This window comes from Butyrivibrio sp. INlla18 (assembly GCF_900103635.1).
In the GTDB taxonomy this organism is placed as follows: domain Bacteria; phylum Bacillota; class Clostridia; order Lachnospirales; family Lachnospiraceae; genus Butyrivibrio.
This window is the reverse complement of sequence record NZ_FMXK01000021.1, coordinates 17,625-29,699: the sequence shown is the minus strand read 5'-3', so window position 1 is coordinate 29,699 and position 12,075 is coordinate 17,625. Positions and strand designations below refer to the sequence as shown.

The window sequence follows — 12,075 nt, the reverse complement described above, 5'->3', positions numbered from 1 at the left end:
CTAGGGGTATATATTGGATATACTTAATAAAATAATGATGCACTAAAAAGTGATACAATGTTGTTGTGATATTGGTTAAGGGTTTGAGGTGATGTTATGGGATGTCCTAAGTGTGAGAGTAAGGGAAAGAGTGAAGAGGTTAAGCACAAGAAGAGGGATGATAAGGAATATAGGGATTTGGTGAATAGGCTTAAGAGGATTGAGGGACAGATCAGGGGTATTGAGAGTATGATCGAGAATGATGCCTATTGTACGGATGTTTTGATGCAGGTTGTGGCGGCAAGGAGTGCTCTTAGCAGTTTTTCGAAGGTTCTTTTGGCAAATCATATTAAAAGCTGTGTGACGGATGATATAAAGGCTGGCAAGGAAGAAACTGTTGATGAACTTGTTGAGTTGTTACAGAAAATGATGAAGTAATAAAGGAAATAAGATGGATAAATACATGGTTACTGGCATGAGCTGTGCTGCATGTCAGGCGAGAGTTGAAAAAGCAGTTAAAGAGGTAGATGGCGTTACTAGTTGCAGCGTTAATCTTCTTACTAATTCTATGGGCGTTGAAGGAAGTGCCGCTAAGGACAAGATCATCAAAGCTATTGAGGATGCTGGCTACGGCGCAAAGCTTATGGATGATATTGGAAAAGAGCCTTCGTCTATGGACTTTTCCAGGGAAGAGGAGATATTAAAGGACAGAGAGACGCCAATCCTTAAAAAACGTCTTATATTATCAATAGGATTCTTGCTGGTCCTAATGTACTTTTCAATGGGACACATGATGTTTAAGTTTCCTTTACCAGCTTTCTTTGCGGGGAATCCTGTGGCAAATGGAATCATTCAGATGGTTCTGGCGATCATTGTCATGGTGATCAACAAGAAGTTTTTTATAAGCGGGTTTAAGGGACTGATGCACAGAGCACCTAATATGGATACATTGGTTGCTCTTGGAAGCTCTGCATCATTTGTATATAGCTTTGCAGCTCTTTTACTTATGACAAATGCTGCTATTAAGGGAAATATGGAAAAGGCGTTTGCCTTTAGTCATGAGTTCTATTTTGAGTCTGCGGCTTTGATAGTAACTCTTATTACTGTTGGTAAGATGCTTGAAGCCATGAGTAAGGGTAGGACCACAGATGCTATAAAGGGGCTTATGAAGCTTGCTCCAAAGACAGCAACTATCATTAAGGCGGATGGCTCTGAAAAGACTGTAGCTATAGATGAAGTTAAGATCGGTGACATTTTTGTTGTTAGACCTGGAGAAAATATACCCATAGACGGTATCGTAATAGAGGGTAACAGCTCAGTTGATGAATCTGCTCTTACAGGTGAGAGTATTCCTTGTGACAAATACGAGGGTGATGAAGTATCTGCTGCCACAATAAATCAATCGGGATTTATTAAGTGCAGAGCCACCAGAGTTGGAAGAGATACAACGCTTTCTCAGATCATACAGATGGTAAGCGATGCTGCTGCCACTAAAGCACCAATTGCAAAGATAGCTGACAGGGTATCAGGCGTTTTTGTTCCAACTGTAATAGGAATATCACTTATAACGATAATCATATGGATGATACTAGGTGAGGATTTTGGTTTTGCCCTTGCTAGAGGAATAGCTGTCCTTGTTATCAGCTGTCCATGTGCTCTTGGACTTGCAACCCCTGTTGCAATAATGGTTGGTAACGGTATTGGAGCTAGAAATGGTATTATGTTCAAGACAGCAGCTTCCCTTGAAAATGCTGGCAAGACTCAGATAGTTGCCCTTGATAAGACTGGAACTATTACAAAGGGTGAACCTGTAGTTACAGATGTCTTTTCAGCTGATTCAATTTCAAAGAGCGGTTATACCTGCAGTAATTATTCATCCTTTGATGATGAGCTTTTGGTGCTGGCTGGTCTTCTTGAGTCAAAGAGTGAACATCCTCTTGCCAAGGCTATTGTTAAGCATATAAATGATCTTCACATTGAATTTGATGAAGACATTGCTGATTTTAGGGCTATTTTTGGAAAAGGACTTGAAGCAAAGCTTGGAAATAGTATCATTAGAGGAGGTAACAGGGAGTTTATCAGCTCTTTTGCTAGGATTCAAGGCGAGATGCTTGAAAAGGCCGATACCTATGCTTCTGAAGGCAAGACTCCAATGTTCTTTGCTAGAGATAATAAGCTTATAGGTATCATTGCAGTTGCTGACACCATTAAGGAAGACTCAGAAAAAGCCATTGCAGAGCTAAAAAAAATGGGCATTAAGGTTGTGATGCTTACTGGTGACAACGAAAAAACTGCAACAGCTATTGGTAAAAAAGCCGGAGTTGATGAGATATTTGCTGAGATCATGCCAGATGGCAAAGCAAAGGTCATTGATAGACTTAGTAAATGCGGTAAGGTTGCAATGGTAGGTGATGGAATAAATGATGCGCCGGCTCTAACTGTGGCAGATACTGGAATTGCAATTGGAGCAGGCACTGATATAGCCATAGATGCAGCAGATGTTGTTCTTATGAAGAGTAGTCTTCTTGACGTAGCTGGTGCAATCAGGCTTTCAAGAAAGACACTTAAGAATATCCATGAGAATCTGTTTTGGGCGTTTTTCTATAATGTAATAGGAATACCTCTTGCAGCAGGTTGCTATATTAAGCTATTTGGATGGGCACTTAGTCCAATGTTTGGAGCTGCAGCAATGAGTTTATCTAGCTTTTTTGTTGTGATGAATGCCTTAAGGCTTAATCTTTTTAATATTTATGATTCGTCAAGTGACCGCAAAAAAGTTAATACTGTAAATATTGATAATGTTAAAAATGAAATAAAAATAGATTTGGAGGAAAACAAAATGACAAAGAAAATGATGATCGAAGGAATGATGTGTGCTCACTGTGAGGCAAACGTAAAGAAGGCTCTTGAGGCACTTGAAGGAGTTGAAAATGCACAGGTTAGCCATGAAAAGGGCGAAGCTATCGTAAGTTTGTCAGCAGAGGTAGATAATGATATCCTTAAAAAGGCCGTTGAAGATAAGGACTATAAAGTAACAAGCATTGACTGATACGGCACAAATTGTTAGTGGGAGAAAGTATGGAAAAGAAGATCAAGATCAAATATTTTAATGACAAGATTGAAAAGCTTGAATATATCGATGGAAAGTCAGATTGGATCGACTTAAGAAGCGCAGAGGATGTTGACCTTAAGCAGGGGGAATTTCATCTGGTTCCTCTTGGGGTTGCCATGGAGATTCCAGAAGGCTATGAAGCTCACGTGGTTCCTAGAAGCTCAACCTACAAGAATTTCGGAGTTATACAGGCTAATCATATGGGAGTTATCGATCATTCCTATTGCGGAGACAATGACCAGTGGTTTGTTCCTGTAATTGCTATGAGAGATACTCATATCAGTTTCAATGACAGAATCTGTCAGTTCAGGATCATGGAAAATCAGCCACATATCCTCTTTGAAGAATGCGACCACTTAGAAGGCGCAGACAGAGGCGGATTTGGTTCTACTGGAACAAAATAATATTGGCATTGAAAAAATATTTTCAAACATTATAATAGTAATTTGTTGAAAAAATAATTTATAGATTTATGAATGGAGCGAAAATGGTTAAGATTCGTACTAGATATGCACCAAGTCCTACAGGACGTATGCATGTTGGAAATTTAAGAACTGCTCTTTATGCTTATCTTATTTCAAAGCATGAGGGTGGAGATTACATTCTTAGAATTGAGGATACAGATCAGGAGAGATTCGTAGAGGGTGCTACTGAGATCATTTATCAGACACTTAAGGATACTGGTCTTGTTCATGATGAAGGTCCAGACATCGGAGGACCTGTTGGCCCATATGTTCAGAGTGAGAGACAGAAGGCCGGAATATATATGAAGTATGCCAAGGAGCTTATCGATAAGGGCGAGGCATATTACTGCTTCTGTGATGAAGAGAGACTTAAGACTCTTGTCCAGAAGATTGAGGTTGATGGCGAAGTTAAAGAGATCAGTGTTTATGACAAGCACTGCCTCCACCTTTCAAAAGAGGAAGTTGAAAAGAACCTTGCAGAGGGCAAGCCATTTGTTATCAGACAGAACAACCCTACAGAGGGTACAACTACATTCCATGATGAGCTTTATGGTGATGTAAGTGTTGAGAACAAAGAGCTTGATGACATGATCCTTATTAAGTCTGACGGATATCCTACTTACAACTTTGCTAACGTTGTAGATGATCACCTTATGGGCATCACACACGTTGTAAGAGGTAATGAGTATATTTCATCATCACCAAAGTACAACAGACTTTATGATGCCTTTGGTTGGGAAGTACCTAAGTACATTCACTGCCCACTTATTACAGATGAAGATCACCACAAGCTTTCTAAGAGATCAGGTCACTCATCATTTGAAGATCTTATCGAGCAGGGATTCTTACCAGAAGCTGTAGTTAACTTTGTTGCACTTCTTGGATGGTCTCCAGATGACAACCAGGAGATCATGAGCCTTGAGGATCTTATCAAAAAGTTTGATTATAAGAGAATCAACAAGTCTCCTGCAGTATTTGACTATACAAAGCTTAAGTGGATGAATGGCGAGTACATGAAGGCTATGGATGATGACAAATTCTTTGAGCTTGCAAAGCCATACCTTGAGAAAGCTATCACAAAGGATTATGACCTTAGGAAGATCGCCAATATGGTTAAGACACGTATTGAGATCTGGCCTGATATTGAGCCTATGGTTGATTTCTTCAATGAACTTCCTGAGTATGATACAGCCATCTATACTCACAAGAAGATGAAGACAAATGAAGAGACTTCTCTTGCAGTATTAAAAGAGGTTCTTCCACTTCTTGAAGCACATGATGATTATACAAATGATTCTTTATATGCACTTCTTACAGACTATATCAAGTCTCATGAGTACAAGAATGGTTATGTTCTCTGGCCAGTACGTATCGCTGTATCTGGTAAAGAGATGACTCCTTGCGGAGCTACAGAGCTTATGGAAGTTATTGGCAAGGAAGAGACCATTAAGAGAATCAAAAAAGGAATTGAATTACTTGAGAAATAATTTGCCTAAGGGCAATGCCGCACAGCTCATGGCTATAAACCATGTAGATGGTCCCGCAATGGTTCTTGCGGGGCCAGGAAGCGGCAAAACCTTTGTTATTGTAGAAAGACTAAGGTGCCTTATTGAGGAACATGGCATAGAACCTTCTTCAATCTTGGTCATTACGTTTACTAAGGCAGCTGCACTTGAGATGCAGCACAGATTCATGAAGATCACGGATGGTTCTTATCCAGATGTGAATTTTGGAACATTTCATTCATGTTTTTACCAGATAATTCGCTGGGCTAATCCCAAAAGAAAAATCGATATAGCTACTGAGAGTTTTAAATATAGGCTTGTTTCTGATATTCTACATTCACTTTCTGTAACAGACAGTAAGATAAAGGCTGAACTTGACCTTGGAGATGATATTGTAAAAGATGTTATTTCTGAAATATCCAGGATCAAAAATAGCGGCTTATCCCCTGATGACTGCGACAGATCCTTTGCTTTTCATAGCTCTTTTCACCTGATGATCAAAAAGTACAGCGCTCTAATGGATGAGTTTAACAAGATCGATTTTGATGACATGATACTTATGTGCAGAGATTACTTGTTAAAGGATGAGCTTCTCTTAAAAAGATGCAGAGAAAAATACACGTTTTTCCTGGTGGATGAGTATCAGGATATAAATAAGATGCAGTTTGAAGTTCTCTCTATGCTGTGCGGTGATAGTAATAATCTCTTTGTTGTGGGAGACGATGATCAGTCTATTTATGGCTTTCGAGGTTCTGACCCGGGGCTTATGCTTGGATTTAAGGAGTTTTGTGAATCTAGGAAGTTTGTTCCAAAAATCATAAATCTTAATATAAATTACAGGTGTGGTAAAAGAATATTAGATAGCTCTAAACTTGTAATAGAGCAAAATACTGAGAGGTTTAAGAAAGAGATCCATGCGGATAAGGAAAGTATAGAGGGAAAGGTCCTTTCACTTATATATTCAACAAAAGAAAAAGAGTGTGAGGCTATTAAGGCATTTCTTTTGGCAAATATGGATGAGCTTTCTGAGATTGCCATAATCTGTAGGACTAACGCTCAGTGCGGTCAATACGCGGCGTTTCTTAAAAAGAACGGCATAAGGACTAATCTTGATGATAGAAAGACAGCCTTTTATGAGTGCGAGGGCGTAAGAGTATTGATGAGTTACCTATCCTTTGCTTATTTGGGACATAAAAGAGAAGACTATCTAAAGATCATAAATAAGCCTCTTAGGTTTATTACGAGAGAGACTGCTACCAAAGAAACTGTAAATGAGGGAGATGTCCTTAAGTTTTATGCGGGAAATCCTAAAATGCAAAGGACTGCCTCCATGTTTTTTAGGCAGATCAACATGATAAGCCACTTAAGACCAGGACTTGCTGTTAGGTACTTAAGAAAAGATATTGGTATCGACAAACTTTATCAAAAGGACATGGATAAGCTAGATGAGCTTGAAAAGATAGCAAGGGAATATGGTGATGTAAAGAAGCTTTTGAAAGACTTAAATGCTTTGATCGATGAGTCTTTTGACAACAAAAAGAATAAAATTAAGAAAAGTGAAAGAGCGGTAAATATAATCACAATGCATGCTTCTAAGGGGCTTGAATATAAGGCGGTTTGGATACCATCCATAAATGAAGGGATAATTCCCTCTAGATCTGCTCTATCCAAAAAGCAGATAGAAGAAGAGCGCCGAATGCTCTATGTAGCTATGACAAGGGCAAAACAGGCGCTCATAATGTCTTATTTGGCTGGCAGTAAGGAAAATCCAATGCTACCTTCTAGATTTTTAAGACCTATCAGGTCTTTGTGGGAAGAGAATTATTCTTCTTCACCGTCTAAGCCTTCCTCTGGAAGCTCAACAAGTTCGTCGAATTCAACATCATCAAGATAAAGATCGAAGGCTTCTGATACAGCTTCGTATTCTGCATCATCACTGATATAGCCAAGTTCAGGCTCTTTGTCTGATCCATCCCAGATGAATTCATAGAACCAAACGTTTCCATCGTGGTTCTGACCATTTTTATCAAGTGGAAGAAGAACAATATAATCTTTATCATTAACTGTAAGAACGATCATAATAGCGCAGTTAACAACTTCGCCGTGATCGAGCTCTATTTCAACAGTCTCCTGATCGCCGTTTTCTATTCTGGTGTTCATCTCAGTTGCAATCTTTGAAAACTCCATACAAATCCTCCTGAATGCGTTTTTATTACTTAGTGTCATTATAGCACAGCTCACCTCTATATGAGAACAGATTTAATATGGGAATAGTGCATATATACTAAATCTGTGATAAAATAATAAGACTTGTGAGGATTTTTAAATTAGGGATAATATACTTTCAACCAGGAGCATAAAATGCAGGCTAATACATTAAAGATTGCTAGTGAAAAGCCTTATCCATTGGGCTGTTATATAGATTATGACAAATCCCTTGTGGTGCGCACTGTGTTTGACAGGTGTGACAGCTGCGGGATCACTCTTTATAGTGCTGATGGCAATGAGGACCTTTGCATTGAACTTCCAAAGTCTATTAAGCGTGGAAATATCTATTCTGCAAGGATATCTGGAATAGATGATATTGATAAATACACATCTTACAACTATTTTGCAGATGATTCTTTTTTCTGCAATTCTTATTCCAAGCATCTTATTGGCCTAGAGAGCTTTGGCAAGGATGTTCCAGAAAGTGATATCAGAGCCAAGCTTGATAATAGATCTACTCTTAAGGCTTCTGAGTTTGCATTTGACTGGGAAAAAGACTCTTTTCCTGAGATTCCTTATGAAGACAGCTTTGTTTATCTATTGCATGTTAGAGGCTTTACCAAGGCTTCAAGCTCTGGTGTAGCGCATGGTCACAGGGGAACCTTTTTGGGAATTCTTGATAAACTCTCATATCTCAAGGAACTTGGTGTTACAACAATTGAGCTGATGCCTGCATATGAGATGAATGAGATCGAGAATCCTTCCAAGATCAGAGGAAATAAGGTTTTAGGAGACCTTATCTATTCCAGGGATGGAAGTATTTCAAATAAGAGCGCTGTTAAGCCAAGGCTCAATTTTTGGGGCTACAAAAAGGGCTATTACTTTGCTCCTAGAACAGCTTATTGTGCTGATCCATCTGATTGCGAGAATGAGTTTAAGACATTGGTCAAAGAGCTTCACAAAAACGGCATCGAAGTTATCATGCAGTTTTACTTTGAAGACAATGAGAATGAAAGCCTTATCATAGATGCTCTTAGATATTGGAGATGTTCATATCACATTGATGGTTTCCATTTGAAGGGAGCCCGTGTGCCAATGAGGCTTATTACTAAGGAACCTCTTTTCACAGATGCCAAGATCTGGTACGACGGCTTTGATTACTATGATATTTACGGTTCAGAAGAGCCTGAGAAACGCTATCTTGCTGAATATAATGGCAGATTCATGTATAACTGCCGAAGATTTTTAAAAAGCGATGACAACACAGCATCTGAATTTATGAATTCTATGATCTGCAATGGCACTGACCACGGCGTTATCAATTATGTCTGCGATTATGAAGGCTTTAGGCTTGCTGACATGGTTTCCTACGAGCACAAGCACAACGAGGAAAACGGCGAAAACAATAAAGACGGAAATGACAATAACTATACCTGGAACTGCGGCATTGAAGGTAGGACCAGAAAGCAGAGCATATTGTCACTTCGTAAGAAGCAGATGAAGAATATACTGACCATGCTGTTTATGGCTCAGGGAACTCCTATGTTATTTAGCGGAGATGAATTTGGTAATTCTCAAGCTGGTAATAACAATCCATACTGTCAGGACAATGAGATAGGCTGGGTTGATTGGAAAGCCTTTGACAAGAACAAGGACATTTATGAATATATAAAGCTTCTTGTTAAGCTTAGAAAAGAAAACAGGATACTTCATGGAAGCAAACCTCTTAAGCTTATGGATTATACGTCCTGTGGTTATCCTGATCTTTCATGCCATGGAAGAGATGCTTGGCGCCCAGATCTTTCTGGACATAGCCATATGCTTGGCATGTTGTACTGTGGCATGTACGACGAATACAAAAAGGATTCACCATTTGTGTATGTTTGCTACAATATGCACTGGTTTGATGCAGAGATGGCTCTTCCAAAACTACCTGATGGCTACAAATGGGAGCTTGTTTGTAATACTGCTGAGGAAGTGGTCAAGGCTAGGGAGATTACAAATGAGCTTGAAACACTGCCTGACAGATCAGCTCGAATCTATATAGGTTCTAAGGACCCAAACTATAAACCAAAGAAAGAAGTGAAAAAGAAGAAATGAATAAGCCAGATGTAATTGAAAAATTTTTAAGATATGTAAAGATCGACACTCAGTCTGATGATACATCAGGTACATCTCCTTCAACAATGAAGCAGCATGACCTTGCAAAGCTCCTTGTTTCTGAACTTAAGGAGATTGGAGCATCAAGCATCATCTATGATGAAGACCACTGCTATGTATATGCGACTATTCCGTCAAATTTAAATGACGGCAAAGATAGACCAGCAATTGGATTTATCTCACACATGGATACTTCTGATGAAGTAAGCGGCAAGGATGTTAAGCCTAGGATCGTTGAAAACTACGATGGCAAAGACATTGTATTAAACGACAAGGAAAGCATCGTTCTTTCACCTGTAGATTTCCCAGAGCTTTCAAATCATGTTGGTGAAGACCTCATCGTAACTGATGGAACAACACTTCTTGGAGCAGATGATAAGGCTGGTGTAGCCGAGATCATGACTTTGGCAGAGACTCTTTTATCAAATCCTGAGATTCCTCATGGGGAGATCAAGATCGCATTTACTCCAGATGAAGAGATCGGTGCTGGTACAGCGCATTTTGATGTTGCTAAGTTTGGCGCTAAGTATGCATATACAGTAGATGGCGGCAAGCTTGGAGACCTTGAATATGAGAATTTCAATGCTGCTAGCGGCAAGATCACTGTTCACGGCAGAAGTGTTCATCCAGGGGATGCCAAGAACAAGATGATAAATGCAGCTTTAATCTGCTATGAGTTCCATGCTCTTTTACCGGTATTTATGAATCCTATGTACACAGAGGGTAGAGAAGGATTCTTCCACCTTACAGAGGTAAATGGCGGAACAGAGACTGCTACAGCTTCATACATCATTAGAGATCATGACGAGAAGCTTTTTGCCCAAAAGAAAGAGCTTTTTGTTAATGCAGCTGAGTATCTTAACAAGAAATATGGTGAGGGTGTTGTTGAAGTTACTGTAACAGACCAGTATCGCAACATGATCGAGAAGATCCGTCCTCATATGCATCTTATTGAAAATGCTAAAAAGGCTATGACTGACCTTGGTGTTACACCTTTAGAGTTCCCAATTAGAGGCGGCACAGATGGAGCAAGTCTTTCATATATGGGACTTCCTTGTCCTAACTTATGTACTGGCGGATACAACTATCACGGCAAGTACGAGTACGCGTCAATTCAGGAAATGAGAAAGGTCGTTGAAATTCTTCTTGGAATAGTAAACGCATATGGTAAAGAGTTTTAATTTATGAATATTTTAAATAGCAATAAAAGTGAAGTATTAGATAAAGAGAGCCTTCGTCAGCTTGAGTTCATTGACAAGGCTAAGGGACATGTAGAGAAATTAAAAGAGCAGCTTGGCAGAACACCTACAGCTTGCGTTGTAACATTTGGCTGTCAGATGAACGCTAGAGATTCTGAGAAACTCGTGGCAACACTTAAGCTTATTGGCTATGAAGAGACTGAATCTGAAAATGCTGATTTTGTCATCTACAACACCTGTACTGTTAGAGACAATGCAGACCAGAGAGTCCTTGGTAGACTTGGTGCCTGCTCTAGTCACAAGAAAAAGAATCCTCATATGAAGATCGCTATCTGCGGATGTATGATGCAGGAGCAGTCAGCAGTTGAGAAGATTCAAAAGAGTTATAGATTTGTTGATCTTATCTTTGGAACCCATAACATTTACAAGTTTGCAGAGCTTCTTTGCACATCATTTGAATCAGACAGAATGATCATTGATATCTGGAAGGAAACAGACAAGATCGTAGAAGATCTTCCGGTTCTTCGTAAGTATCCTTTCAAATCTGGTGTAAATATCATGTTTGGCTGCAACAACTTCTGTACATACTGCATCGTTCCTTATGTTAGAGGTAGAGAGCGTTCCAGAAGCCCTAAGGATATCATCAGAGAGTGTGAGAAGCTTGCAAAGGACGGTGTTAAGGAGGTTATGCTCCTTGGTCAGAACGTAAACTCTTACGGTCTTGATTTTAAAGAGGATGATCCAAATAGGATTTCATTCCCGCAGCTTTTAGATGAGGTTACCAAGATTGAAGGAATAGAGAGAGTTAGATTTATGACTCCTCATCCAAAGGATCTTTCTGATGAGCTTATAGATGTTATTGCTAGAAATCCTAAGATCGCAAGACATATCCATCTGCCTCTTCAGTCTGGAAGTACAGAGATCCTTCGCAGAATGAACCGTAGATACACCAAGGAAGCTTATCTTGAGCTTGTAGACAAGATCAGAAAGAGACTTCCTGATGTTGCTCTTACAACAGATATCATCGTTGGATTCCCTGGGGAGACTCCAGCAGATGTAGATGAGACAATCGATGTTGTCAAGAAAGCATCTTTTGATAATGCATTTACTTTTATCTATTCAAAGAGAACAGGCACACCTGCTGCCGGCTTTGAAGATCAGGTTCCAGAAGCAGAAGTAAAAGAGAACTTTGATAGACTTTTAAAAGTTGTACAGGAAACAGCAAGAACTACTACTGAGAAGTATCAGGGAATTACAGCATCTGTTCTTGTTGAGGGCGTAAATGAACATGATTCAAGCCTTCTTACTGGAAGACTTTCAAATAATACTTTAGTACATTTTCCTGGTGATGAAAGCCTCATAGGAAGCTTCGTAGACGTTAAGCTTACTGAGTGCCACGGATTTTACTTTATGGGAGAAATGGTTTAAGGGGGAGTTTTGCCGTGGGA

General features: G+C 39.5%; 9 protein-coding genes. 8 read left to right on the top strand and 1 reads right to left on the bottom strand.

Translation table 11 applies throughout. The features are described from left to right. The first annotated feature begins 96 nt into the window (after positions 1-96). The 5 genes from BLS24_RS13560 (at position 97) to BLS24_RS13540 (ending at position 6,954) form a co-directional block, all read left to right on the top strand. Positions 97-417: a metal-sensing transcriptional repressor gene (locus BLS24_RS13560; protein WP_091760268.1), complete on the top strand. Its 321-nt coding sequence runs from the start codon at positions 97-99 to the stop codon at positions 415-417. Positions 418-430: 13 nt separating this feature from the next. Beyond that, complete coding sequence (locus BLS24_RS13555) at positions 431-3,028, top strand: heavy metal translocating P-type ATPase (protein WP_091760266.1); 2,598 nt, start codon at positions 431-433, stop codon at positions 3,026-3,028. A gap of 29 nt (positions 3,029-3,057) precedes the next feature. Further along, positions 3,058-3,495, top strand: a complete 438-nt coding sequence (locus BLS24_RS13550) for a dUTP diphosphatase (RefSeq protein WP_091760263.1) — start codon at positions 3,058-3,060, stop codon at positions 3,493-3,495. An 83-nt stretch (positions 3,496-3,578) separates the two neighbouring features. Then, positions 3,579-5,042 carry a glutamate--tRNA ligase gene (gene gltX, locus BLS24_RS13545; protein WP_091760260.1) on the top strand — a complete coding sequence of 488 codons (1,464 nt, stop codon included), beginning with the start codon at positions 3,579-3,581 and terminating at the stop codon, positions 5,040-5,042. Beyond that, positions 5,032-6,954: an ATP-dependent helicase gene (locus BLS24_RS13540; protein ID WP_143015187.1), complete on the top strand. Its 1,923-nt coding sequence runs from the start codon at positions 5,032-5,034 to the stop codon at positions 6,952-6,954. The genes gltX and BLS24_RS13540 overlap by 11 nt, the downstream gene beginning before the upstream one ends. On the opposite strand, the gene BLS24_RS13535 is transcribed toward BLS24_RS13540, so the two are convergent. Then, on the bottom strand, positions 6,882-7,247 hold the full coding sequence (locus tag BLS24_RS13535; RefSeq protein WP_091760253.1) for a DUF1292 domain-containing protein: 366 nt from the start codon (positions 7,245-7,247) through the stop codon (positions 6,882-6,884). The genes BLS24_RS13540 and BLS24_RS13535 overlap by 73 nt on opposite strands. Positions 7,248-7,421: 174 nt before the next feature. Between BLS24_RS13535 and BLS24_RS13530 the strand changes: the two genes are divergently transcribed. The 3 genes from BLS24_RS13530 to miaB are packed head-to-tail and all read left to right on the top strand — an operon-like array spanning position 7,422 to position 12,055. Further along, on the top strand, positions 7,422-9,368 hold the full coding sequence (locus BLS24_RS13530) for an alpha-amylase family protein (protein ID WP_091760250.1): 1,947 nt from the start codon (positions 7,422-7,424) through the stop codon (positions 9,366-9,368). Continuing rightward, on the top strand, positions 9,365-10,609 hold the full coding sequence (gene pepT, locus BLS24_RS13525) for a peptidase T (RefSeq protein ID WP_091760247.1): 1,245 nt from the start codon (positions 9,365-9,367) through the stop codon (positions 10,607-10,609). Before BLS24_RS13530 ends, pepT begins: the two co-directional genes overlap by 4 nt. A 3-nt stretch (positions 10,610-10,612) precedes the next feature. Beyond that, complete coding sequence (gene miaB / locus BLS24_RS13520) at positions 10,613-12,055, top strand: tRNA (N6-isopentenyl adenosine(37)-C2)-methylthiotransferase MiaB (protein ID WP_091760244.1); 1,443 nt, start codon at positions 10,613-10,615, stop codon at positions 12,053-12,055. The last annotated feature ends 20 nt before the right edge of the window (positions 12,056-12,075 follow it).